The 25,676-nt window shown below is 33.4% G+C and carries 26 protein-coding genes; 20 read left to right on the top strand and 6 right to left on the bottom strand.

Annotation, left to right across the window (positions count from 1 at the left end; genetic code table 11):
* Positions 1–316: 316 nt before the first annotated feature.
* The 6 genes from ACMZ42_RS24320 to ACMZ42_RS24295 all read left to right on the top strand — a co-directional run bounded on the left by ACMZ42_RS24320 (position 317) and on the right by ACMZ42_RS24295 (position 5,830).
* Positions 317–1,495, top strand: a complete 1,179-nt coding sequence (locus tag ACMZ42_RS24320) for a M20 metallopeptidase family protein (protein WP_415733069.1) — start codon at positions 317–319, stop codon at positions 1,493–1,495.
* Between the two features lie 54 nt (positions 1,496–1,549).
* The gene (locus ACMZ42_RS24315) at positions 1,550–2,575 is read left to right on the top strand and encodes a methionine ABC transporter ATP-binding protein (RefSeq protein ID WP_415733068.1); all 1,026 of its coding nucleotides are present in this window, start codon (positions 1,550–1,552) and stop codon (positions 2,573–2,575) included.
* Positions 2,572–3,225 carry a methionine ABC transporter permease gene (locus ACMZ42_RS24310; RefSeq protein ID WP_415733067.1) on the top strand — a complete coding sequence of 218 codons (654 nt, stop codon included), beginning with the start codon at positions 2,572–2,574 and terminating at the stop codon, positions 3,223–3,225. The genes ACMZ42_RS24315 and ACMZ42_RS24310 overlap by 4 nt, the downstream gene beginning before the upstream one ends.
* A 16-nt stretch (positions 3,226–3,241) precedes the next feature.
* Positions 3,242–4,063: a MetQ/NlpA family ABC transporter substrate-binding protein gene (locus ACMZ42_RS24305; RefSeq protein WP_415733066.1), complete on the top strand. Its 822-nt coding sequence runs from the start codon at positions 3,242–3,244 to the stop codon at positions 4,061–4,063.
* 194 nt (positions 4,064–4,257) lie between these two features.
* Positions 4,258–4,986: a DUF2087 domain-containing protein gene (locus ACMZ42_RS24300; protein WP_415733065.1), complete on the top strand. Its 729-nt coding sequence runs from the start codon at positions 4,258–4,260 to the stop codon at positions 4,984–4,986.
* Between the two features lie 121 nt (positions 4,987–5,107).
* Positions 5,108–5,830: an SDR family NAD(P)-dependent oxidoreductase gene (locus ACMZ42_RS24295; RefSeq protein ID WP_370083223.1), complete on the top strand. Its 723-nt coding sequence runs from the start codon at positions 5,108–5,110 to the stop codon at positions 5,828–5,830.
* Positions 5,831–6,213: 383 nt separating this feature from the next.
* On the opposite strand, the gene ACMZ42_RS24290 is transcribed toward ACMZ42_RS24295, so the two are convergent.
* The gene (locus tag ACMZ42_RS24290) at positions 6,214–6,951 is read right to left on the bottom strand and encodes a MerR family transcriptional regulator (RefSeq protein WP_415733064.1); all 738 of its coding nucleotides are present in this window, start codon (positions 6,949–6,951) and stop codon (positions 6,214–6,216) included.
* Between the two features lie 410 nt (positions 6,952–7,361).
* On the opposite strand from ACMZ42_RS24290, the gene ACMZ42_RS24285 reads away from it, so the two are divergent.
* The gene (locus ACMZ42_RS24285; protein WP_415733063.1) at positions 7,362–8,456 is read left to right on the top strand and encodes a DUF418 domain-containing protein; all 1,095 of its coding nucleotides are present in this window, start codon (positions 7,362–7,364) and stop codon (positions 8,454–8,456) included.
* Positions 8,457–8,702: 246 nt separating this feature from the next.
* Here the strand turns inward: ACMZ42_RS24285 and ACMZ42_RS24280 are convergent, their stop codons facing one another.
* Both ACMZ42_RS24280 and ACMZ42_RS24275 read right to left on the bottom strand, forming a co-directional pair.
* A complete protein-coding gene (locus ACMZ42_RS24280) occupies positions 8,703–9,224 on the bottom strand; it encodes a GrpB family protein (RefSeq protein ID WP_415733062.1) in 522 nt (173 codons plus the stop codon).
* Positions 9,225–9,443: 219 nt separating this feature from the next.
* Complete coding sequence (locus ACMZ42_RS24275) at positions 9,444–10,532, bottom strand: helix-turn-helix transcriptional regulator (protein ID WP_415733061.1); 1,089 nt, start codon at positions 10,530–10,532, stop codon at positions 9,444–9,446.
* A 483-nt stretch (positions 10,533–11,015) separates the two neighbouring features.
* Between ACMZ42_RS24275 and ACMZ42_RS24270 the strand changes: the two genes are divergently transcribed.
* The gene (locus tag ACMZ42_RS24270; protein ID WP_415733060.1) at positions 11,016–12,674 is read left to right on the top strand and encodes a M28 family peptidase; all 1,659 of its coding nucleotides are present in this window, start codon (positions 11,016–11,018) and stop codon (positions 12,672–12,674) included.
* 128 nt (positions 12,675–12,802) lie between these two features.
* On the opposite strand, the gene ACMZ42_RS24265 is transcribed toward ACMZ42_RS24270, so the two are convergent.
* Positions 12,803–13,741, bottom strand: coding sequence for a helix-turn-helix transcriptional regulator (locus ACMZ42_RS24265; protein ID WP_415733059.1), 939 nt, complete (start codon positions 13,739–13,741; stop codon positions 12,803–12,805).
* Positions 13,742–14,037: 296 nt separating this feature from the next.
* Between ACMZ42_RS24265 and ACMZ42_RS24260 the strand changes: the two genes are divergently transcribed.
* Positions 14,038–14,487, top strand: a complete 450-nt coding sequence (locus ACMZ42_RS24260; protein WP_415733058.1) for a VOC family protein — start codon at positions 14,038–14,040, stop codon at positions 14,485–14,487.
* Positions 14,488–14,660: 173 nt separating this feature from the next.
* Here the strand turns inward: ACMZ42_RS24260 and ACMZ42_RS24255 are convergent, their stop codons facing one another.
* The gene (locus ACMZ42_RS24255) at positions 14,661–15,863 is read right to left on the bottom strand and encodes a macrolide family glycosyltransferase (RefSeq protein WP_415733057.1); all 1,203 of its coding nucleotides are present in this window, start codon (positions 15,861–15,863) and stop codon (positions 14,661–14,663) included.
* Positions 15,864–16,156: 293 nt separating this feature from the next.
* Between ACMZ42_RS24255 and ACMZ42_RS24250 the strand changes: the two genes are divergently transcribed.
* From ACMZ42_RS24250 to ACMZ42_RS24225, 6 genes are all read left to right on the top strand, one after another.
* A complete protein-coding gene (locus ACMZ42_RS24250; protein WP_370083239.1) occupies positions 16,157–17,032 on the top strand; it encodes a helix-turn-helix transcriptional regulator in 876 nt (291 codons plus the stop codon).
* A gap of 206 nt (positions 17,033–17,238) precedes the next feature.
* Positions 17,239–18,033 (top strand): MerR family transcriptional regulator, encoded by a 795-nt coding sequence (locus ACMZ42_RS24245; protein WP_370083243.1) that lies wholly within the window; start codon positions 17,239–17,241, stop codon positions 18,031–18,033.
* Positions 18,034–18,345: 312 nt separating this feature from the next.
* Positions 18,346–18,948 carry an NDxxF motif lipoprotein gene (locus tag ACMZ42_RS24240; protein WP_370083263.1) on the top strand — a complete coding sequence of 201 codons (603 nt, stop codon included), beginning with the start codon at positions 18,346–18,348 and terminating at the stop codon, positions 18,946–18,948.
* A 175-nt stretch (positions 18,949–19,123) separates the two neighbouring features.
* Entirely contained in the window at positions 19,124–19,966 is an 843-nt protein-coding gene (locus ACMZ42_RS24235; RefSeq protein WP_415733056.1) for a lysostaphin resistance A-like protein, read from the top strand.
* 1,099 nt (positions 19,967–21,065) lie between these two features.
* Positions 21,066–21,413 (top strand): FAD-dependent oxidoreductase, encoded by a 348-nt coding sequence (locus ACMZ42_RS24230; RefSeq protein ID WP_415733055.1) that lies wholly within the window; start codon positions 21,066–21,068, stop codon positions 21,411–21,413.
* A 130-nt stretch (positions 21,414–21,543) separates the two neighbouring features.
* Positions 21,544–21,858, top strand: a complete 315-nt coding sequence (locus ACMZ42_RS24225) for a thioredoxin family protein (RefSeq protein WP_415733054.1) — start codon at positions 21,544–21,546, stop codon at positions 21,856–21,858.
* Positions 21,859–22,011: 153 nt separating this feature from the next.
* On the opposite strand, the gene ACMZ42_RS24220 is transcribed toward ACMZ42_RS24225, so the two are convergent.
* Positions 22,012–22,356 carry a hypothetical protein gene (locus ACMZ42_RS24220; RefSeq protein WP_415733053.1) on the bottom strand — a complete coding sequence of 115 codons (345 nt, stop codon included), beginning with the start codon at positions 22,354–22,356 and terminating at the stop codon, positions 22,012–22,014.
* A 370-nt stretch (positions 22,357–22,726) separates the two neighbouring features.
* Here ACMZ42_RS24220 and ACMZ42_RS24215 point away from each other — a divergent pair, with 370 nt between their 5' ends.
* The 5 genes from ACMZ42_RS24215 to ACMZ42_RS24195 all read left to right on the top strand — a co-directional run.
* Positions 22,727–22,936, top strand: a complete 210-nt coding sequence (locus tag ACMZ42_RS24215) for a hypothetical protein (RefSeq protein WP_370083253.1) — start codon at positions 22,727–22,729, stop codon at positions 22,934–22,936.
* A gap of 91 nt (positions 22,937–23,027) precedes the next feature.
* Positions 23,028–23,405 carry an SET domain-containing protein gene (locus tag ACMZ42_RS24210; protein ID WP_370083255.1) on the top strand — a complete coding sequence of 126 codons (378 nt, stop codon included), beginning with the start codon at positions 23,028–23,030 and terminating at the stop codon, positions 23,403–23,405.
* Positions 23,406–23,677: 272 nt separating this feature from the next.
* On the top strand, positions 23,678–23,779 hold the full coding sequence (locus ACMZ42_RS24205; RefSeq protein WP_415733075.1) for a putative holin-like toxin: 102 nt from the start codon (positions 23,678–23,680) through the stop codon (positions 23,777–23,779).
* A 739-nt stretch (positions 23,780–24,518) separates the two neighbouring features.
* Complete coding sequence (locus ACMZ42_RS24200) at positions 24,519–25,160, top strand: DUF3885 domain-containing protein (RefSeq protein ID WP_370078500.1); 642 nt, start codon at positions 24,519–24,521, stop codon at positions 25,158–25,160.
* 173 nt (positions 25,161–25,333) lie between these two features.
* Positions 25,334–25,676, top strand: a 343-nt coding sequence (locus ACMZ42_RS24195) for a magnesium transporter (RefSeq protein WP_415733052.1), incomplete at its 3' end; no start/stop codon positions are given.

The raw sequence follows: 25,676 nt of genomic DNA, 5'->3' as shown, positions 1-25,676 counted from the left end.
AGAAAGTGATTTAATTAATTTATAAAATTGAAACAAAAATCTGTTAGATGAGAATTTATTTTGACCAATCTTTTTTCAAAATGGATTCTTGTCCATATATAGCTTTTGCTATTTTATTTGTCTGTTTAACACGGTCGAATAACAGACTTTTGCAGCCACCTGGCATCGATATTTAATCGAGGCTAGGTGGCTGTTTCATTTTAGGAATGAATACAAAATAAATAAAACATAGTTGACTTATTGGTTTTATGTGTTTAAAATCGTAGTAATTGTTCGAATATATTGAATGATTAACCAGTAGGAGGAGGGTTAAGGAATGACTATTGAAACACTGACAAAAGAGTTAACTGGTTTATTTGAAGAGATAGTAGAAAATCGTCGCTTTTTACATCAAAACCCGGAGCTTTCTTTTCAAGAAGAAAAAACATCTCGCTATATCGTGGATACATTAAAAAGTTATGGAATCTCTGTGCAAGAGAATGTTGGTGATAAAGGTGTCGTCGGAATTATTCAAGGTAAAGAGCCGGGAAAAACGGTTGCATTTCGAGCAGACTTCGATGCATTACCGATCGAGGATCAAAAAGAAGTTACATATAAATCTAAAGTGCCTGGCGTTATGCATGCCTGTGGACATGATGGGCATACAGCTGCCTTACTCGCAGTGGCAAAGGTTCTTCAAAAACATAAGGACAGTATTCATGGAACAGCTAAATTTATTTTCCAACCAGCCGAAGAAAAGCCACCAGGTGGGGCGAAATTTATGATTGAAGATGGGGTTTTAGATGATGTGGATTATGTGTTCGGAGCACATTTAGCGACAGACCTTCCTGTTGGCAAGCTGTCAACTGCCTCAGGGGCAATAATGGCCTCAGTTGATGCTTTTACGATTAAAATTTTCGGTAAAGGCGGACACGGTGCTCGACCACATGAAACGAAGGATTCCATTATTGCGGCAACACATTTAGTTCAACATTTACAACAAATTGTTAGTCGTCGTATTAATCCAACAGAAGCGGCAGTTGTCACAGTCGGAAGTATTCATGCTGGAAATGCCTTCAATGTTATCGCAGACTCTGCTGTTTTGGAAGGAACCGTTCGTGCATTAAATAAAGATGTTCGTGCGCAAATTGAAAAGGAAATTCGAGCAATTTTAGAAGGGTTAAAGGTTACGAATTATATAGAGTTTGAATTAGATTACCTACATGGTTATCCAGTACTTGTTAATCCAGTAGAAGAAGCTGCACTTGTGGAGCAATTCATTAAAGAGCAATTTGGAGAGAGTGCTTTTATGCAGAAAGATCCGGTGTTAGGAGCGGAAGATTTTGCTTACTATTTACAAGAAAAACCCGGTAATTTCTTTTATGTAGGTGCTCATAATGAAGATCCAAATACACAATATCCTCACCATCATCCAAAATTTGATTTTGATGAACGAGCACTAATTAATACAGGGGAAGTGTTCCTGAAAATTGCGAGTCATTTTTTGATCGATTAATCTCTGAAAATATGTGATTAACTTATTGGCAAATTTATCAGGAGGAATAATACATTGATTGTCTTTAAAAATATCGTAAAAGAATTTTATCAAAAGAAAAAGAAAATAGTCGCTTTAAATGATGTTTCTCTTGAAGTTCAGAAAGGAGATATATTCGGGATCATTGGCTATAGTGGAGCGGGTAAAAGTACATTAATTCGGATGGTAAATGGCTTAGAAGATCCGACTTCTGGGCAAATCATCGTAGACGGCAAGGATATTCAAGCGTTAAGTCCGAATGAGAAAATTTTAAATAAGAAAAAGATTAGTATGATTTTTCAGCATTTCAATTTACTTGAGTCAAAAAATGTTTTTGACAATGTCGCTTTGCCATTAAAGCTACGGAATGAAAGTAAAGAAGACATCGATAGAAAAGTGAAGGAAATGCTTTCATTTGTTGGGCTAGAAGATAAAGATAAAAATTATCCGAACCAACTTTCTGGAGGTCAGAAACAACGCGTTGGAATTGCGCGTGCGTTGGTTACAAATCCTGAAATTTTATTATGCGATGAGGCAACCTCTGCACTCGATCCTAAAACGACGAAATCAATTTTAGCATTGTTAAAACGTGTCAATGAACAGTTTAATATAACCATTCTATTAATTACACATGAGATGGAAGTTATTCGTGACCTCTGTAATAAAGTAGCTGTGATGGAAAATGGTCAATTAGTTGAGACAGGAAATGTTATTCAAGTGTTCGGTCAGCCGAGCCAACCGACTACTAAAGATTTTGTAGAAACGGTTATTCCGAATAAAATTCCACAAGACCTATTGGATTATTATCAAAAAAATCAACAAACGTATACGTTATTACGACTAAAGTTTTTAGGAGAAAATACGGCTAGTTCGTTATTGTATCAACTAAATAAACGTTTCAATCATGTAGAAAGCAATATTGTCTTAGCCAATGTTACGGAACTCGAGGGAACTACTTTAGGCATCTTTACGATCGCTTTTTCTGCAAATGAGCCAATCATTCAAGAAATTAAAGCATTTATTAAAGAATTTAATGTCATCGTAGAGGATGTGAAAATATGAATCGGATTTCCCCGGATATAATTTGGCAAGCCATGACAGAAACCCTTTATATGGTTTCTGTATCGCTATTAATCGGAACGTTATTAGGGTTACCCCTTGCACTATTTTTAGTACTTACAAGGCCAAATGGTATAAAAGAAAATAAAATTATATATTTCATCTTAAATTCAATGATTAATATTATTCGTTCATTACCGTTTATTATTTTGCTTGTAGCCATCGTACCGTTCACACGCTTAATTGTTGGGAAAACATATGGTACGGAGGCGGCGATAGTTCCGCTCATTATTTATATTGCTCCATTTATTGCACGATTAGTGGAGACATCTCTATTAGAAGTGAATCCGGGAATTATCGAATTAGCAAAATCATTAGGCGCAAAGCCATTACAAATTGTACGACATTTTTTAATTCCTGAAGCACTTGCTTCTATTATATTAACGCTAACAACCGCAACGATTGGCTTGATTGGCGCAACTGCGATGGCTGGTACGGTTGGGGGCGGTGGTATAGGGAATTTAGCCATATCATACGGTTATCAACGTTTTAATACATTTGTCATTATTTTAACTGTCGTTATTTTAATTATTATTGTGCAACTTATCCAATCACTCGGCAGTTATTTAGCTAAAAAAATTAGACATCAATAAAAAAGGGGTCTTTATTATGAAGAAGTATATTTCAGCATTTCTATTATTATCGCTTGCCATTTTATTGGTGGCTTGTGGAAATTCGGACTCGAGCTCATCAGATGACAAGAAAACAATTAAAGTCGGCACGTCACCTGGACCTTATAGTGAATTATTTTTAAAAGCCATTAAGCCAATTCTTGAAGATAAAGGATTTAAAGTAGAAGACACAGAATTTACAGATTTACGACAAGCAGATGTTGCATTAGCTGATGGTGGCATAGATTTAAACGTGGACCAACATACAGCATATATGAACAACTTCAATAAGGAAAGTGGCTCATCTCTTGTTGCGTTAACAGCTGTTCCAACAGTGCCAGCGGCTTTATTTCCTGGTAAAAAGAAATCATTAGATGACGTTAAAAAGGGCGACGTAATTGGCATTCCACAAGATCCATCAAATGCAGCTCGTGCCTATGCAATTTTACAAAAAGCAGGTTGGATAAAAATTAAAGAGGGCGTAGATCCAATTCAAGCAACAGCACAAGATATCGTTGAAAATAAATATGAGTTGGAAATTAAAGAAATGGAATCGGCTCAAATTCCACGTACATTAGAAGACTTGGATTATGGTGTAATCCCAGGAAGTATCGTATATTCTTCAGGAATTGATGCGAAAAATGCCATATTGCAAGAAGATGTTGTGAAAAATTACGAATTAGTAGCCGTAGTAAATGAAAAAAATAAAGATAGCGAATGGGCAAAAGCAGTAAAAGAAGCCTATAATTCTCCTGAGTTAAAAAAATACATGGATGAAAATAACAAAGATAACTATTGGTTCATTCCTAAAAATAATTAATGCTAGGGGTAAAAGTATCGTTTCTTTTATGCTATAAATGATTTATCTACTAAGAGGAATCTATTTTGATTGATTATCGTCAAAATGGATTCTTCTTTTTGTTTTGTAGGATAAACAGATCGAATCGTTGTTTACAAATAAATGAATTTGTTGTATATTGTTTATTAAATAGTGAACAAAGAGAGGTTTTGTTTATGGATACAGGTGATTTGACAATCGAGGAATTATCGAGGGGATATGTAAACACAGGTGATACATATGAATGTATATTTTGTAATGAAATATTTGATGCCGAAGAAGTATTCCAAATAGATAATCGATTTTTTACGGCTAGAAAAGCTATACAACACCATATTGAGAATGAACATATCTCTGTGTTCGAAGCGCTACTTCAATTAGATAAGAAGTATACAGGGTTATCTGATATCCAAACCGAATTGCTGAAGCTATTTGCAACAGGGGCGCCAGATAAAGACATTATTAATAGCACTTCTGCAAATAGCATTTCAACAATTCGACAGCATCGATTTAAATTGAAAGAAAAAGAAAAACAAGCAAAAGTTTTTCTGGCAATCATGCAGGCTTTAGAAACAACAAAAGTATACGAACCAATTCATAAGGGGGCGACACAGGTGGATGAACGTTATGCGATTACAGTAGATGAGAAAGAAAAAGTACTAGCGACGTATTTTAAAAATGGCTTAGAAGGTCCTATTGAAAGTTTCCCAAGTAAGGAAAAACGAAAGATAATTTTACTGCAACACATTACAACGAAGTTTGAGGTAGGGCGTAAATATAATGAAAAGGAAGTAAATGAGATATTAAAGCCTATTTATAGTGATTATGTATCAATAAGAAGATACTTAATTGAATATGGTTTCCTAGATCGAAGTGATGATTGCACTACGTATTGGGTGAAATAAGTTTAAAATGAATAAGCATAGGGAATTTTAAGTACCTAAATATTTCTATAAATCACATTAGTTGTTACTAATTTTTATATTAACTATACTTACGTTGTAGTCATATAGAAAGGGTGATTGGATGAGTAAGAACTTTATTATATTTGGAGCAAGCCAAGGATTAGGTGATGCATTTGTAAAGGGTTTACCAACAAAAGGGGATACAGTATGGGTGGTGTCACGCACACGACCAAGTAGTTTAGATATAAATGATGGCGTAAATCGTAAATGGCTGACTATTGATTTATCTAGTCAACAACATATTCCTGCTTTAAAAGAAGCTTTAAAAGGCGTTGCTATTGATGTATTAATTTACAATGTTGGAGTATGGGAAAAGCGCGGTTTTGAATATGATTATACGTTTGATAACGATGAAATTGGGGATATTGCAAACTTAATTAATATTAATTTAACTTCCACAATTACATATATTCAGGCGCTATTACCTAATTTAAGACAGGCGGAAAATGGAAAAGTGATTTTGATAGGATCGACAGCAGGTTTAGATCATACGAATAATGCGCAAGTTTCGTTTGTGACATCTAAGTTTGGCTTACGAGGCATTACAAATGCTTTACGCGAGCATGTGAGAAAAGATAAGATCACTGTAACGTGTATTAATCCAGGAGAACTTGCTGCTGAAGTACCTTTTGAAGAAGGGGCTGAAAAGGCAATTAAGTTGTATGAAGGGACACGTATTCCTGTACAAGATATTGTAGCCATTGTCCAATGTGTGATTAATTTATCACCAGTTTCATGTGTGAAGGAAATAAATATTCCTGCTATTACAGATATAAATGTATAATTCAGTAAAAAAAGGCTCGCATGTTGAACGATTCTGTTCAACATGTGAGCTTTTTAAAATGGTATCTATTTCACAATTATTTTCTTTGAGTTTTACATATCAATATAATTTATAATCCCATTTCGATTTATTGAATAAAAGTTGCAGCACGGAGTTCTTCTGTTCTGATTGAGTCTTGAATGATAGGAGCTCGTAATGTTGTTTAGTACGAGGATTACTACTTACGACGCGCAAACGCAACTCATTTGATTGTAAATGAGTTCGAGCAAAACTCTTTGCCTACTGCAATAATTTGCTTCTATATTCGGGATGAAATATAACATTCTCTAGCATTGGTTTATATTCTAATAAATTTTACTTCTTTCAGCAATAAATGATCACGATTAGCTTTCATTTTTATCGCTTTTTTCTTGAATCAGAATTTCTAACTCAAGAATATTACTATTAGTAAAAATGCCGCTTGAGAGCTCTCTTACATAGATAGGGATATTTTTCTTGTCGATAATGGATAATATTTGCTTCTCAATTTCATCATCATTTGCACCTGAAATAAATATAGAATTATATTTACCTTCAATCATGAGGAAATCAGCCTTATGTTCTGTTTTTATACACATATGATATTCATCTTCTTCAAAAACATAAATAACATCATTATAAAAAAATTGCGTTGATAATTGTAATGTTAAAAAATCTTTGGCTGATAAAGTTTCATTCGCTTTTAAAGTGATTATTTTTTCTAAATGACTTTCTTTTAAGTATTTTGTTGAATTTACTTTTTTGTTTGTAATATTTACATAATGGTGATCAATTGCCTTTTTAATCTTTTGTAGTTTGTTTATTTCGTCTGAAAGTTCTTTTGATTTTTCTTCTAATAAACTCGAATAATCATTTTTTTCATACGTCGTTAAAACCTCTGTAATTTGTGCGATTGAAAGATTTAAATTTCTCAACATTAATATTTGAGCAAGTTGATAAATTTCCTTAAGAGAATATTTTCGATATCTATTATTAGCTGTGTAGGATGGAAATAAGAGTCCTTTTTCTTCGTAATATCGTATTTGATGATGACTGATATCAAATATTTTAGCCAATTGATTTATTGTAATTGTTTCATCCATAATATCCCTCTTCTCTAGATAAATATAAACCCTAGGGCTAGCCTAATGTCAAACGATAAACCTAAGATAAAGCCTTAAACAGTTATCACTGATAATCAAAGAAATGGATGGGATATAAGAATATGTAGGTATAAATCCCATGTGATAAAGGTAAAGAATTTGCTCCGTGTGGGTTTTAGCATCATTCTACCAATGGATAATTGGGCAAATGAATTGAGAGGTGGACACAAAAAAGTTTGTTTGACATTAGGTCAACCCTATAGTTTATAGTGATGATGTATTAAGTAGGGCGCCAAAAAAAATGCATAGGTTTCTGATAAATAATGGTTTCATTAATATTTTAGTAGGTATAAAAAGTCTGCAATATCTATAAAAAGATGTCCCAATCGTGTACTTAAGGAGGAACATTTATGATCAAACAGTTACAATCTAAACGTATTGAAGGGTTAGATTTCGCTAGAGCCTTGGCTATGTTTGGAATGCTGATAGTTAACTTTAAAATTATTATGGGAGCGGCAGGGAGAGGACCGGATTGGCTTATATGGTTTACTGGACTTTTCGAAGGAAGAGCGTCTGCTACTTTTGTTACGCTGGCAGGTATCGGAGTTGCTTTGATGACAAGAAAAGCTAGAAATGGCGGTGACCTTTCTACTATTAAAGAAAATAAGGTGAAATTATGGAAACGTTCCGCTTTTCTTTTTATTCTAGGTTTACTTTTATATATTGCAGATTGGACTGGGGATATCCTTCATTATTATGGCGTTTATATGCTGATTGCATCCTTTCTTATCGTAGCTTCTACAAAGTTCATGATCATCATATCTAGTCTTTTTTTAATCACCACGCAAGCCTTACAAGTAACAATGAATTATTTGAAAGGATGGCATCCAGATCAACCATTTATGGAATATCTTGATTTTTGGACGATTGAAGGTTTTCTAAGAAATCTTTTGTTTAATGGGTATCATCCAGTATTCCCTTGGATTTGTTTCTTTTTACTTGGAATGATCCTTGGCAGACTTGATTTATCGAAGAAAGCTGTAAGAAACAAAATGTTGTTTATTTCTATAATTCTACTCATAACAATAGAGGTACTTTCAAAAATATTGATGCAACTATCTCTGTCAGTATTAGATGGTAAAAGTGCCGAATTCTTGTTTCAAACTGGACCAATTCCACCAAACATATTATATATGTTATCAAATTCCGCTTCAGCGATAATTGTCATCGTTGCCTCTATTTATATTGTGGAAAATTTTTCTAGTCATTGGTTGACCAAATCACTTATTCAAACAGGACAGTTAACATTAACTCACTATGTAAGTCATGTATTTATCGGTGTCGGCATATTAACTTTATTAAATAGATTAGAAAACCAAACGTTAGTATTTTCATTCGTATTTACACTATTGTTTTTCGTAGCGAGTATTTTATTTTCTGTTTTATGGAGCAGAAAATTTAAAAGGGGACCCATTGAATGGGTTATGAGAAAAATAACAAAATAATATTTTGGTAGAAGAAATAGTTTTTGTTACAAATGAGGATAGTATAAAAGAAGTAGGTTTTAATAATCATTATTAATCGCCTCCTAAATATTATTAATTTTTATTTAGGAGGCCATTTTCACTGTTTTTTCATTCACTACACCCTCGTATATGATATTGTCTGATAAAATTTTTTGTTACTCATATTTTATATCCTTATAATAGTAAAGAGGGCTTTCTAGGACAGCCATTAAATGAACATTAATATTAACGAACAGTCCAATACCACTTAATAGCATCTTTTTCAACGTTTTTAACAACATCGTCTTTCCCGTCGCAATAGCCATCAATATCATTTGGATGCTGCATGGCAAGTTGGCTCTTTATTTCTCCATACTGCCTGCAAACTTCGGGATGTTCTCGAAGGTAATCTCTAAATGCTAAATGTCTTTCTATTTCTTCAATGTTGGTATATTGAAAAGCATGAATTTGATGTGTGCGATGATCGCCACCTTTACGGAAATATCTTCTTCCAGCTATCCCGAATTCTCCCATAACTTCGTATCCAATCTCTTGAAATTGTTCAGAAAATGAATCCAATTTATGAATATCATCGACTACTAGTAAAATATCAATAATGGGTTTTGCTTTTAGACCCGGAACTGATGTGCTTCCAATATGAAAACTATTCACCAATTCTTCTTGAAGGATCGCCCTAATAGAACGTTCCTCTTTCTGATAGTCGCTGCTCCAATTGTGGTTATAATCTACAACTTTTATAATTCTCATTCAATACACCTCATTCTTTATTTTCATGATATTTTACAAATTTTATGCATTATTACAGAATATAAAAAATCTAATGCATTGTCAATGATGTTGTTTGACAACAAAAAATGTTTTAATTTTCTCTTCAAAGCAGGAGATTCGTTTTTTCGTGCTGTTAAAATGAGCGATGAAGAGTTTGATAGCAACTCTTCACCACTCTAAAGGGGAGGTAAGCAACGCTCAATCTTTAATTTGCGTTGCTTTAATGAATGCTAAATATTGAGAATCCCCTAAACCATACTGAGGGAAGAGGTGTAGTAGGTTTCGTACGATTTCATGGTGAGATAGATGTTGATGTGTTTGAATGTATTTTGTGATTTCGTTGTCGGTTTTCAATAGTTCTAAATACAATTTGATTCCTTGATACATAACAGGCATCAGTTCTACATCTGGCATATGGTGGTCTACTAACACTGCTTTATATAAATCATAATAGCTACCTAATGTTATTTCAGTTTCGTGCACATCATATGTTTGCTCTCTCACCGCATGATAGTAAATAGTGCCTTTGAATGATGTTTGTTCTAAATAAGCTAACACGGTTATTAAATTCATCTGACAAAACATATCTTCACCAAACCAAAGAACGATACATTGATATTCTTTTGAAAATAAGGTCTTTTCAAGAGGTGCAACTGTAATGGCTTCATATTCTGCTAATGAAACTTCATGTCCTGTCGCTCGAACCTGTTTGAATGAGTCGCTAAAAATGGTTTTAACGGTGTCATGTACACACATTGCTTCGTTAAATGGTGCGTAATCGCTTTTTCCCATCAAATGTTGAGAACTGAATTCTTCGTACATATGTTGTCCATTTAAAATGTTCAATACTTCATGATCAAAATGATTATCCACATGCTTTTGTAAATCTTCAATTCTTAATTTTTTTGAAATGTCCATAAAATAACCCCTCGCTTCATTCATAGTGAGTTTTACATATGTTTGCAATGGTTCAGGACACAAACGAAAGGCATTGGGACTAACTCCAAATATCTCCTTAAAAGCTCGGGAAAATGCTTCTTGGGAAGAGTAGCCATGTTTGATCGCTATTTCAATGATTCTTTCATCTGTTTCACTAAGACTGATTGAAGAAAGATATGTTTTTCTAAGGGTCATATATCGTTTGATGCTAATGCCCGTTATTTGATGAAATTTAAAGGAGCAATAGTAAGAAGAATAGCCCATTGCTTTACTTAGTTTCATGAGGGAAAACCCTTCAAACAGATGCTCTTCAATCCAATCGATCATATCTTGAATCATATTGTTCATCATATATCACTCCTGATTTTAATTATAGTGAAGAATGAAAAGGTGTTTTGATATTCGTTGTGCTTTTGAATGAATTGAACTGGATTCAACGATAAGGTATGTATGGTTCATCACCATAACGTAGGGTTGATTTCCGTTCCTAATACATGCATTAATGTTTTCTTGTATTATCTCAAAATGCTAGTTAGGATTTTAAAAGTTATGGGGAAATATCGTGAAGAAATTTATTGTTTGCCAACCATCAACTAATTTGAAAGGCTTCTTTTGTTTATCTTTTTAGTATACTCTCTAGGTGATTTCTTCCCAACCCTTGTTTCAATGGAGATGTTTTTTAATTTCCTTTTTGTAAATTGAATTATTTCTTGTCCATAAGAGATTTAGAATGAAATTGGATGATTGGAAAATAAATTAAAAATAAAACATATGATATGTCTAGGTGCCATGAAATTCGGTATTAAGTAAAAAGAATAAGGAGAGTAATAGGTGAAAAAAAGAAAACTGCTTATTTTTGCGATATTACTAGGATTATTAACGCTTTTTATAAGTTTTAGTCAATTTTTAAGTCCTTCTACTGAAGAAATGGGGGAAACAGACAAGGACTTTTCATCAGAAAGGGCTCTTCATTATTTGAAAGAAGTAGCGAAGGAACCACATCCAATGGGCTCTCCAACGAATAAAAGGGTAAGGGATTATATTGTCAAACACTTTCAAAATCTCGATATACCTGTTGAAATTCAATCGAAGTCAGTTAAGGATATTAGAGAAGGAAAGTATGTTGCAAAAATAAGTACAGGAACTGTTGAAAATATTATCGCGAAAATCCCGGGGACATCAGGAGATGACAATGCGATTTTATTAACAGCTCATTATGATTCTGTAACTGAGGCTCCTGGAGCGTCGGATGATGGTTACGGCGTTGTCACAATTATGGAGACGGCAAGAGCGTTAAAACAAATGCCGGCACCTAAAAACACAATCTATTTTGTGCTAACAGACGGTGAGGAGCCAGGTTTACTTGGGGCGAGTGCTTTTAAAGAACGAACGGATATTTTAAATAAAGTAAGCGTAATGTTTAATTTCGAAGCAAGAGGAAATACAGGGGTACCAATTTTGTTTGAAACTAGTCCGAATGATTTAAAGTTAGTGCAATTGTATGAAGAGACCGTTCCATACCCCGTAGCTTACTCATTTGCTTCTGAAATGTATAAAAGGATGCCGAACGATACAGATTTTACAGAATTAAAAGTGGCAAAAAAAATAGGCTATAATTTTGCAAATATGAATGGATTAGAGGCCTATCATACGGAGATAGATCGTGTGGAAAATAGTGATGCGGGAACAATTCGTCACTTTGGGAGCTATGCTTTTCCTTTAGTGAAAAAGTATATGATGATGGATGCAAAAGAGTTTCAAGCCTTAGAGGAAAGTAAAAGTGATGCCATTTACTTCCCATTAATGAAAAAAGCATTAGTTGTGTATTCCGAAAAGGTAGTCATCCCATTGATGATTGTTTTACTTGTCTTAACAGCTGCAATATTCTTCTTCATTTTTAAAAAGCAAGTGATACAAATTAAAGGCCTTGCTTTAAGTTTCTTTGCGATGATAGGTAGTCTCGTTGCCATTTTCATCTTCTATTTCCTTCTAATACGTCTTTTAGCAAGTGTATTTAATGATGGAATAGATAAATATAATATGATTATGTTTGGTCCTTATGATCCGACAATTCTTACGTTGATGGTCTTACTCGCTATTGTGTCTTGTTTCTTTTTTGTGAAGTGGATTTCGAAAAAATGGGGTCCTGCGAATTTCGCGATAGGTACGCAAGTTGTATGGATTGCATTGGCCGTGATGACTAGTCTTACGTTCAAAGGTATTAGTTATGCATTTACGATTCCAGTGATCATTAGTTTGCTGTTGATTATACCAATCTTATTAAAAGTAAATTGGGCGAAGGGTGTGTATCATTATGTAGTGGTTGCCGGATGGGTAGTCCCAAGTATTTTATTACTTGCACCAATTATGTATCTGATGTATATTGCACTAACAATTAGTATAGCACCTATATTAGCCATTCTAACGGCAATCATTGCATTCCCGATAATAGCAATTGTGAATTGGTTAATGGCGGAAGGTGAGGCATAGCCGAGTTTTATATAAAAAAGAGGAGAAAAGCGACTTCGTTTTTCTCCTTTACTTTGTCTGTCAAAATTATTGATTGCTAATGCACAGTAGTTACTCAGCTGGAAAACCCCACAAATTACAATGTTAAATTATAATTTTTGATAGTGATTGAATAGGTTCTCTACTTTATCCTGAATAATTTGTTTTAATGATTCAGGTTTCACTGAGATAACACTATGACCGAACCTCATAAAATAGTTAGCGATAAATTCCTCTTCTCCAGGATTATAAAATCCATTAATGACTGTTTTATTACCAATTTCTAATTTCATTGAGGGATATTGTTCTTTATAAAATAAATCCCTTGCTTGTGCTAAAATCTCAACTTCAAAGTTAATCCTCTTCTCGGATTGGTAAATTTCTAATGAACGACTAATAAGTTCATCTATAGAGAAGTGGGGAGTAAGTTCTTCCTCTTCCATAAAGATTATTCTATCACATCTAAAAACTCTATATTTATGTGTATTGAACTCTATTCCAGTGGCATACCATTGACCAAACCTAGCAGAAATTTTGAAAAATTGAACATGGTAGCTTTTTTGCTCGTCATTTTTTAAATATTGAATCTTACAGGTGCTTTCATTAAGAATGCTCCTTAAAATTTTATCTAAAAAACGACTAACATTATTATGTTGATTTACTTCAAACTGCAAGACTTTTTTCATTTTGTGAATCTGCAGTATTTGATTGTTAGACAGACAGTTTTCAAACTTCTCATTTAATTTATGAACACTTAAATGAAAAGGTGTTGATTGATAAGATTCTAACGTTAGCATGGCAAAGTACAGAGCATACACTTCATCAATCGTAAAAATAATAGGGGATAATAATCTATTTTTTAAGATACCATAACGTCCGTGTCTGCCGTGCTCCGAAAAAATAGGCATACCTAATTGTTCTAATGAACTAATATCACGTAGAGCCGTACTTTTAGAAATATTGTATTTATCCATTAAATCATTTAAATTAAAGTACTCTCGACTGTTTAAGTATCTTATCATGTCATTTAATCTTTCGGATTTCTTCATATAAATCTCCTTATCAATTTCGCCTTGGCGTAATTGCATCCGGATTTAGAATTGTGCCTGCACAATTCATTCCTTTCAAAATCCGTGACATCCGCCGGAGGCTTTATCTTCATTCAGTACGTGGGTGAAAAGGAACCATATCCTCATTCATCTCACCACCTTCAGATGTGGGGGGTTCTTCTGAACGAAGATAAAGGTGTCATGTTTTGATACCTTTACATCTTAAAATAAGGTCAAGGTAATATCAATTGATAAGATATCTACCTACAATCATTTTATTAAGGGAGATTGATACCATGAGTACAACACTAGAAGTAGCTATTTTCTTATCCATGAAAGGAAAAGCAAAAGAAGCGGTTGATTTTTACAAAAAACATTTTAACGCAGAGGAATTGTTACTCGTTACTTTTGAAGATATGGCAAGACGTGACAGCTCGCTGCAGCTTACTGAAGAGAATAGACACTTTATTTCGCACTCCGTTTTAGCAATCGGTAAAACAAAGGTAATGCTGGCAGAAGATACAATGGATGTCACTGAAAAATATGTAGTAGGGAATAACACCTCATTGTGTATTCAAAGTGCGGATTTAGAAGAAATCGAACATTTTTACAAAAGCTCAACGACAGATAAGAGAGTTAGAATTATTGTTCCGTTATCAAATAATGTTTTTAGCAAAGCATACGGTATTATTGAAGATCCTTTTGGTATTCAAATACAATTAATGTTTGATGATAGATTACATTAACAAAGGATATATTGTTTGTCGCTGCTCTTTTAACTAAATATGTACAGAAAAGCTGGGGATGTTTACCCAGCTTTTTTGATCTACGTAAAAATATTTCTTTATAAAGTCCCACTCCATTACTTCAATAAAGTTGAAGGTACAGTACCAAAAAAAGCCACCAATAATGGCAGCTTTTAAATACCGAATTGACTTTTAAAATTGAAAATCTCATCAACAGCTTTGTGATACCCACCTGATTTTTGGAAGGATTCTTTAATATTTGCAACAGCTTTATGGATGGAAGGGTTGTTTAACACATGATCGGCACCTTCATTTAGTTGATTTGCCGTCAAACTTTGCATTTGTAATTGAATACCTGCTCCAATGTTGGTAACTTGCTTAGCAATTATCGGTTGATCCGCGCTTAGTGGGATTACGATTAGCGGAACCCCGTTATAGAGAGCTTCATTGGTGCTGTTCATTCCACCATGTGTGATAAATAATTTTGTATCTTTTAGTAATTCAGTTTGTGGAACATAATTTTTTACAATGAAGTTTTCAGGAATCTCTCCCAATTCATCAAGTTGAGTTTGACCTCCAATCGACATGACAACGGTATGCTCCGTATTTTCAAATGCCTTAAAACAAAGTTTATAGAAATCGATGGCTTGATTTAAGACCGTACCGAGTGAAATGTAAATGGGGCTTTTCTCTTTGATGGCAGTAAGGTCGAAGTCTTCCTGCGTTAATCGTGAAGAGATGGAAGGACCTACAAAATTATAGGTTTGGTCAAATGCTTCTCCAAAAGGTTGAAATTCCCTAGTTGTATAAACAATTGTCAGTGGTGCGGGATTACAAAAAACTTCATATGGAGAATTGATTTCAACTTCATATTTTTCTTTAATTTTTGTTGTCAGTTGTTGAAAATCATCATTGATCTTTTTTAAAACTTCGGTTGGGACATTTTTTGAAAGATGTTCTAAAGTTTTATCAAATGATTGTTGAGTCTCAGCAAAAGATGTACATGAATTAATTGCCGGAAGCTTCAGGATTTTGGCAATTAGATGACCACAACCAAACATAGAATCGTGGATGATGTAATCAAAATGTTCTCCTTTAATCTGTTCAAGAACACTAGGTATGACGATATCTGCAGTAAGTAAAAGTCCATTGACCCTTTCGAGCAAATGATTTCTTCCACCTGAAATAAAGGCTTTTATAAATTTTTGACCGTCAAAGGTGCGCACAGTCGCTCCTGTCTTCTCAATTCGCTCCCGAAAAGCTTCTATCGTAAAGAATACAACCTCTTCTCCGCGCGTAATTAGCTCCTGTACAACACCAATAGTTGGATTGATATGTCCTTCTGATCCACCATTAATAAATAAAACACGTGCCAAGTCTACCACTCCTTAAGTAAAGATATTTTCAAGATTGTGTAAGAGTAATGGATACTGTCACATATCATTGCTTAACTATGGTAAAGCACCGTGAGATCTTTTATCAAGTATCAGCATTTATCTACTTTAGGTGGACAGCTTACTTGGGCTTTTACATATTAGAGTGTAGCAAATCAATTTATATGAAGATGTTGTGTTAAAGTATCTCTGGTTTTGAAGAATATCGCAAAAAAAGTCAAAAATTATTAATTCTTATTCGTTATGATAATAAGTGAAGAGGAGGTGAAATACCGTTGAAAAATGACTGGCTAATTCAAAAAACAATAAATTGGATTGAATCACATTTACATGAGCGAATTTCCGCCAATGATATTGATGCAGTGAGCGGATTTTCAAGATATCATTTTCACAGGGTTTTTCAAACCTCTGTTGGAATGTCTGTCACGGAATATATTCGAATGAGGCGACTTGCAAATGCTGCAGTTATACTTCTTCATACGGATGAAAGAATTATAGATATCGCGTTCTATTATCAATTTGAGTCACAAGAATCCTTTACACGAGCATTCAAAAAACTATATGGTTTGCCACCAGGGCAATACAGAAAAGTAATGAGAGCTATGAGAAAAAACAAGGAGGAATCAATAATGGAAGAGAAAATTAAAGGCTGGTTTATTAGTGGGAGTCATCCATATAATTATGAAATAGGAATAGATCAGGAAACTGTACATCAAGGAAAAGCATCGGGATATTTAAAATCAAAAACTGTTCAGGAACCAGATGAATTTGCAACAATGATGCAACAATTTAAGGCAAATGAATTTAGAAATAAAAGAGTTAAACTTTCGGGGTTTATTAAAACTGAAAATGTTAAACAATTCTCAGGACTTTGGATGAGAGTAGATACTGCATCGGAGGATATCCTGCAGTTTGATAATATGAGTGATAGACCAATCACTGGTACAAATAGTTGGAATCGATATTCTATAGTTCTGGATGTACCAGAAAATAGTGCAATAATATCATTCGGTATTTTACTGACAGGAAAAGGGGAAGTTTGGCTGGATGGACTTAGTTTTGAGGTGGTTGATAAAGATACCCCTACAACCCACATTAGTTTTGAAAACCATCTTTTAGAGGAACCGACAAATCTATCATTTGAAGAATAAAAGTTTTTAGAATCCTGGAGCTGTTTCGGCAGTTCTTTTTGTAATTATTAGAGAAAGAATTATAAAAGCTGTAAATACGGAATAATAACCTTCCATTGCTTGGACAGAGTATCATCTGGCATCTCTTGTCGAAAAAACGGTATTATATGGTTATATGGATAAAGTAAAACATCATAAAGAATTTGCTTGAAAGAAAGGAGACTAAAATGTACACAATTGGGCAAGTAGCTAATTTTTTAGGTGTATCTAGAGATACCTTGAAATTTTATGAGGAAAAGGAATTAGTAAAGCCGAAGCAAAATATTGAGAATGGGTATAGAAAATATAATCATTTTGATATTTATGATATTACAACAGTAAATTTCTACAGAGAAATTGATATTGAAATTAAAAAAATCCAGGAATTAAGAAAAAGTAAGAGTATTGATGGAATTCAATCATTATTAGAAGAAAAAGAACAAGAGGTTTTACTGGAAATAGAATATAAAAAACTTCTATTGAAAAAGATTCAAATAGTAAAAGAAGATTGTAAGAAAATCAAACAATTCTTAGGAAAGTACATAGTTAAGGAAATGAAACCTTTAGCAATAAAGGGAGAAATAGAACATTTTACAGCGTATGAAGAATATGACACTTTAAAAAAGAATGCAGAGAGCTTAAAAAAAGCAGTTACGCTCACATCTTTAAGAAGAGTCATCAACTTCAATGAAGAAGGTATTATAGAAGATAAGTTTATTATTGTAAGAAAAGTGGAAGACCCTGATGGAGAAATAGACGGTGAAACCTTATCTCATCCAAAATGTATTTATACAATTATTGAAGATGGAAGATGGTCAACTGGCGGAAAAAATATTGATCAACACGTGGAAGCGAGTTTAAGAAACATAGCATTAGAAAAAGGGTATGAACTTTTGGGACAAGTTTATATAAACCTATTACTGACCACTTATGAAGACGGACTTGAACGTGTATTTCTAGAGATTTATGCACCTATCAAGTGAAACTTATTATTTCCTCGCTTTGCTGAAGAGGCATACTTTATTCAACTTAATTTCATCAAGGAAGAGCCCTTTATTTAGGGGTTCTTCCTTTTATTTGAATATAATGCTTGCGAAATTAAAAGTCATAGTGTACTATTTAACTAGTACACTATGACACGAAGTGTATATGAGGTGGAGCCTATTTTAGATCGAATCATTTTATTGCAAAATGGTTCGTTCACTGCACATGAGGAAGTAGAGACGCTTCGAGAAGAAAGCGTATTATAAGAAAGGGTGAAATTAATGACAAGATGGATTGAAAAGGAGATTAGTATGAAAAAATTTACTTTATATCTATTAATGGCGTTCACTATTGTATTGATGTATGCTTGTTCACACGAAACAATGCCTAACGAAGAAAGCAATAAAGAAAGTAAGGAAAAATCTATTAGCAATATTACTGTTAAAATTCCAGATGATATATTTGTTTCTAATAAAAAGAATGAAACTATTAGTGAAGACGAAATGAAAGCAAGTTTAAAAAAGTATATGGATTATAGTCATGTGATAGATAAAGAAATGGAAAAGATTGTTTATCTTTATGAGGATGCTACTGAAACCGATCAGGAAAAATTACATAAATTAATAGCTGAAGGGAAAAAGAATGATGCGAATTTCAATGATTTTATAAGTAATAATAGTATCCCAGATGATTATAAAGAACCTTCAAAGACAATCTATGAATTTGTTTCATCAATCAGGGAAACTTTAACACAATTTGAAGAAGAAATTGTTGGAGCGGTTGAAAATGGTAGCTTGACAGATATAACAGATTTTGCTTCAGAGCATTTTACGAAAGCGAACGGAAGGCAGCAACAAAAAATCGAAAAATTTTTGGACGAGAAAAATATTAACACTACATATTTCGATGAATAGAAAGAATATATGTAATTGCCCTTCAAAACTTTGAAGGGTATTTTTTATCTTTTCTTACGCTGAATTTTATGGTGGTAAAAGTATTGACCTGTGAGCAACCCCTAGGTTTAAGCTAAAGGTATTCGTAAAAGCCTTAATATTTTTACGGAAATTTAGTTCGAAGCAGGGAATATACATGAATAGAGAAAAGAAACTAAAAAAACCAGTAGCGAGTTTTATTGTACTAACCAATATCATTTTTTTGCCACTTTTTTGTCTTGTAGGAGCCATCAGCATGTTGGGATTTCCTAAATGGATTTTTGATGTCATGCTCTGTATATCAGCTTGGTCCTCAACCTTTGCTTTTGCAATATTATTTAAAAAAATCTATCCTGGGCAAAGTTTTATGCAATTTGTAAAAGATAAATTCAAGAATAAACTTAAGTTTTCTGTGATTTTTATTGCAAGTATGATTCAAGCATTCATATTTTTGATGATTTTGTTTATAGTATCTAATACTAGTGAAGTAGACTCTGTTTTTACTGTTTCTTCATGGGGAATGCTGATTTATTTCTTTTTTAAAAACCTTCTTTCTGGGCCACTAGGAGAAGAACTAGGGTGGAGAGGTTTCGCTCAAATGGAGCTTCAAAAGAAGCATTCGCCATTAAAAGCTTCAATCATCATAGGTTTTTGGTGGGGGCAGTGGCATCTGCCTATATGGTTTACTACAGGGTATATGGGCATTGATTTAATCAAATATATTCTACTCTTTATGATTGCAATCATGTCTACTAAGATCGTCATGACAGCATTTCATAATTTAAATCAAAATTTAATCGTCCCAATCATTATCCACCAATTATTTAATTTCTTTCTGGGCTTAATAAACGGGAAATTAATTGATTTACTCATGTATAACGCCATTTTTTACTTCGTTGCAGCCGTTTTAATCATTATTATTAATCCAAAGAACGTATTGTATGGAAAGGAAGAAATAACAGAAAAAGTGTACCTAAAATCATCATCGTATTCAAATTAAGGATGATCACCTACATGGGGTCGATTTATATTTTGGTTTAGAATTTACATGTCTTCCTCATAACCAATTTCACTAGCGTGACCGATCATTGGAGAAGAAATACTGAAGGTAAGAACAATAATACTTAATACAGTAAAGAACTTTTTAAATATGCGAATCCTCCTAATTATTTTTTTAGATTGAGTGTGAGTATTCATCATGTACCTTATATGATACAGTTAAATTATCAATAAACAAGGAGAATAGTAAAAGTGTACTTATTTTTGTTAACTGTAGTTTATTGTTTAGTAACGAGGGTTTTATAATATATCTTTTGAACTTTCCTTGGGAATTTATTTGATAGGATTGGGATTGGTTAAGGGATTCTTTACTGATGAATTAAAGGATGTTTTCAATCTAAAAAGGGCCAAGTATTTGTATGAAGAAAGAGGATTTAAAAATTCTACAATGGAATTATTATCTTTAATTTTGATTTTCATTAATTCCTATTTAATCGATTATGAGCCTTTTTCCCTTTTTGAATTTGTTTATATGTTTTTTCTCATAGCGTTTGTATATCGGTTTATATTTTGGGGTATTATACAGGCGATATGGGAGAGAAAAAAATAGGTTTATGATTTGTATGGAATATTCAATCAATAGAGATTGATAGTTAAATGGGGTAGCATATGCTACCCCTATTTTTATTTTATTTTCGGTTGAAAGTGAACTTGCTGTAGAAGAAAAAACATGGCAATTGTCAACGGTAAATGTCTGACTGGAGCGATAGCGAAAGGAATTTAAGGAGTTGACAATTTCGCTGCACCCGAACCCTCTTGGCTCTAAATCGAATGCATTCGATTCCTGCCTACCGGCGAGGGAGTCCCCTCAAAAGTGAGGGGGTTGGGGGGAGGTTTTTTTATGCTATCCAAGGTGCTAAATTGGTATCATGTGATTTTATTGATGTTTCTTTACTTTCTAAAAGGGTAGCAGTTGTACAGTGTACCTGAGAAAAAGTGCGGGAGTTCGATTCAAAAAAGCTGTATAAATAAAGCTTATTTATAATTGGTCGGAGGATTTAGTAATCGCCACAAATGGTCATGAGCTTTCTATTCCGACATTGAATGAACTACAAAGAAAAGACATTACTATCATTACTGAACCTATTCAAAATCTTCGTGGTGAGGATGGTTATTTAAACAAAATCGTATTTAGTTCAGGGTTTGAAATAGAAAGAGTTGGCGGTTTTATAGTCCCTAACTTTGTGCGTCCCAATCAATTTGCAGAGCAGCTCGGTTGTCATTTAAATGAAAATGGTAGCATGATGGTGGATGAGACAGGCCGTACGTCACAGGAAAATGTTTATGCAGCGGGGGAGACAGCTAAATTAGGCCAGTCTTCATTAATCGTCGCTGCTGCTGAAGGATATAAAGCAGCGATGGCAGTTGTTTTCGATAGTACAATTTAAAAATTTTTTAACTTAATTACGGATATTAAAAGTCCTTAATGTGTGATGAAGGGGAAGAGTAGGGTCTAATTATAATAATAAGCATATTATAACTTCAAGATTTTTATTTTCACAAAGGAGGAAAAGAAGGATGTCAATTGTTCATGTAACGACAATGAAAGAATTAGGTGAACACTTAAAAACTAAAAAGATGGTGTTAATAAACTTTTGGGCTGAATGGTGTGGCCCATGTAAAATGTTCGCAGGGGTACTTAAAGAACTTAATGAGGAATTCAGTGGTAAGGTGAAAATTATAAAGGTAAATGTTGAAAAAAGCCCAGATATTGCAGCGGAATATAAGGTAATGGGAATTCCTCATTCTCGATTGATTATTCATAATAAATTACGTGAACCAATTATTGGATATGTTCCTTTTGAAAAACTGAAGCAAATGATCGGAGTATGATTCGATAAACAGCTGATAGACCATTTTGGATGAACATCAAAAAAATGAATGTACAGCAAGTTCCGAAAAAGCTCTAAGGTCTACCGTTTGTATACAAAATTACGTGGTGAATGTTTCACTATCATAATCATCAAGCCAGACAAGCAAATAAGATTAATCCTGTTGCTTGTTTGACTTGTTTGCTAAATATAATGAAAAACTAATTGCAATGAACATAATCGTAGAAAATATGATCGAGAACGTGTCTGTATAGTAGACGGATGTAATCAATAGGATAAGAGAACAAATGATCATGACAACTCGTAGTAATATATCTGTTTTTTTACTTGGATTAAAAAAATCTTGAAGAATAGCAAATAAATAAGATACTCCGAAAAAAATAAAATATTCATAAACAAAAATAGGTTTCACAAAATCTGGAATTCCGAAATAAACTAATTCAAAAATAATAATGAGTGGTGGTATATATTTTATATATTTGCTAAAGGAATTCCTCAAAATATCACTCCTTTTTTTGTAAATAGAATAACATATATTGTGAAAAATAAATAATTCGATGGAGCAGATGACCGCGCGATTCTGTGCCTTTTAAAAAATGCAAAATAGCTTTTACTAGCGTGTATTAAGCCTTTTCGAATTTCGGGAAGATTGCACTTGTAACATTAGAAGTACCATCATGAAAATGGTAGACCGTTGATACATAAACGTATGTAGTGGGATGTTAGTCAAATATGATTTTTTCAATCTGTTTAATTATATACCAGCTCGTGTTATAATGAGGAACTTAAGGTAATTTAGACTTTTCCTTATAACTGAACGGATGCCAAGAAAGCCTCCGCATAGAGATAAAATATAGAGGTGTAAGAGATTGAATAAAAAATGGACGATTGAAAAAATTAAAGAATTTATTGAGAATAATTCGGAAAGTAAGTTACTAACGACGGAATATCACGGTTTTTCTCAAAAGTTATTATTAAAATGTGCGTGTGGTAGTGAATTTGAAAAAACATTTACAAAGTTTAAAAATAAACATCAACGTAAATGTGACGTCTGCCAACCACCAAAAGAATCACGCTAATCAAACGAAGTGTTTAAATGAACTAGCTAATTAAAAAAGTTCAATGTTTACAGCTACAAAGAATATTTTAAAAGTGAGTAGGAGAACAAACATGATAGAGATCAAAACATCTCCATTAAGTGATGGAGAATTCAATAGAGGGGTATTTGCAACATGTGATATCCAAAAAGGAGAGCTTTTACACGAAGCACCTGTCATTTCTTATCCAAACGAACAACATCAATACATTGAGCAAACGTTACTCGCTGATTATGCTTTTGAGTATGGGATCGGTCAATCCGCTATCCTTCTTGGTTATGGAATGTTATTTAACCATTCTTATGAACCAAATGCAACTTATGAGATAAATTTTAAAAATCGCACTTTTGACTTTTTTGCTTACACAGATATAAAAGCCGGAGATGAAATTCTAATCAATTATAATGGCGACGTTGATGACAAAGATCCACTATGGTTTGATCAGGAATAAAAAGGATTTAAAATAAATCAGGGCGTTGATCCAACAAGGATTGACGCTCTTTTTTGACGTTATTTATGAGGTATGTTTGCTTCTACTGTACAACGTGATTCAAGTGGTGTGTGGGCATTATTGTCCAATGAGGTGATTGGAGTTTCTACAGGAAAAAGGAGTTATTCTTAAAAATTTGGTATAATGAGAGAGTAACTAGATAGAGGTTTTATGGGCGATTGGTAATCAAATTTTCACCTATTTTCTTCGAGTCCTTGAAGAGAAAGGAGTTGATGCCAATGACTATTTTTGAAGCAATAATGGTAGCTATAAGTTTCTCTACGCTTATAGTTTCAGTAATTGCATTGTCGTTTACTTTTACACAAAAAAAGTAAACCGCCTCCGCCTCGCAAGCTGTGAGTAGGTTTACTTTCTTCTCATTGCAAATCGCCTTTGAAGCGATTCGTCTTGTTACGAAGACCATTTGGTGCTGTAACACTAAATGGTCTTATATATTTTATATACATCTTCAATATGAATTATAACACGGAGATAAGTATTTATTCAATTAGAACAAATATTTACCCAAAATCAATAAATACAGAATGATAGGCTTTACAAGAAAATAATTAATTCAACATGAGAAAGAAGAGAACTAGATAGTTGTATTTTGCAAAGAAAAAATACATAGCTTTGCAATTACACAATGTTGCAACTTGACATGGAGGCCTCTGAGGGCATGAGTAATGAACCAAGAAGCCAGCTATATTAAGGGCTGGCTTTGCCTATACGAGGCTATCTGGTCCTCCTCTCCATGTAAAGTTGCAACGCCAAATCAGGTTACAATACTCTGTCCTTTTATTTTGCAATACACAATAGTTGTCTGTTTTATGTATCATTGTATAAAATTCACTTGATGGTTTTTTACACTTTCCTATGCGGTTTCAGGTACGATCAAATGTGTTATGACAGCTGCTTTGACAGCTCTTGTTTGTTATTCAACTCCCATGAAAGAACGAAATAATCTTTCATTCTCTGTGATGTATCGCTGGTTTTTGCCCTACATGGATGGCTAACGGGGCAGTTTTGTTGAAGAAAAATGGTAAAATTAAAGAAACAAATTGAGGTGGAAATATGCTTATAAATGACTATATGAATGAAAATTTTCCTAACTTAATTCTTAGACCACCTTTGTTTTATAACTGGGAAATCAGCATACGGTTCGAGTTAGGGATAGAGTGGGATAGAGAATACGATTATGAAAATAGTCCTTATGTACAGGAGGTTTATAAAAGGGCTGTCACGCTGTTTGAATTGCTACATTTACAAGACGAGGAAATTGTTATTGTAGTAGATGTGAATGATTTTGGAGATGGAAAAACCTATAAGCACAAAGCGAGGATTTTTTCTCCATATGTCTATGATAAATCAGTCTTATATAAATTGAAGCATACAGAAATGCCTTATATTTTTCCTGAAGATGATGAGGACGGAAAATATAAAACACATAGGTTTACCCTTGAATGTAAAGTATCTGATATGAAGTACATTCCATTGTTAAAAGCAGTATGCAACCAGGATTTAGGGATTCAACCAAGTATTTTTCATAGGATATATTTTTTAAATATCAAAAGGAAAACCATTTTTCACGTTTATGATGATAGAGGATGTGATTTGCTTGCTACCTCACCTGAATCTATACGAGACATTTATAATACATACAATGATTGGATATTAGATTACGATAAGGACGAAATAGATAAAGTGTTTAAATAAATCCTTATTGTACTTCCATGAAAGAACTTAATCATCTTTCATTTTCTGCGGTGTAGCGCTGGTTTTTGCGCTACATGGATGGCTAACGGGTGTTTTACTTCAATAAGGGGTAGAGCCATATGACTAACGTAAGCAGGATAATTTAATAAGGATTAAATTTAGGAGGTTGATAAATGAGTTTCTGTTCATTTATAGCAACAAATTATGAAATGCCAGAAGTAGAAACAAAAGCGAAGTATATTACTGTTAAGGAAGCTATTGAATTAGAAATAAAACCACATGAGTTGGTACCTTGGGAGAAGATGGACCCTAATGCCCAAATATTATTTGTTGAAAATGAAGATGACTTAAATGAATTGGACATTAAAAAGGACGGTTACTATGATGTAAGTGGATATACAAGTTATCCATTCATTTATGAAGTGAATTTTATCTATTCGGAATTGAGGGCAAGGCAATTACTGGAGTACCTAAAAGAAAATATTAGAGAAGGACAGATATTAGAACTATGGAGAG

The organism is Lysinibacillus sp. NPDC056185 (genome assembly GCF_047737915.1).
In the GTDB taxonomy this organism is placed as follows: Bacteria; Bacillota; Bacilli; order Bacillales_A; family Planococcaceae; genus Lysinibacillus.
The sequence above is the reverse complement of the archived record's forward strand: the minus strand, read 5'-3'. Positions and strand labels throughout refer to the sequence as shown.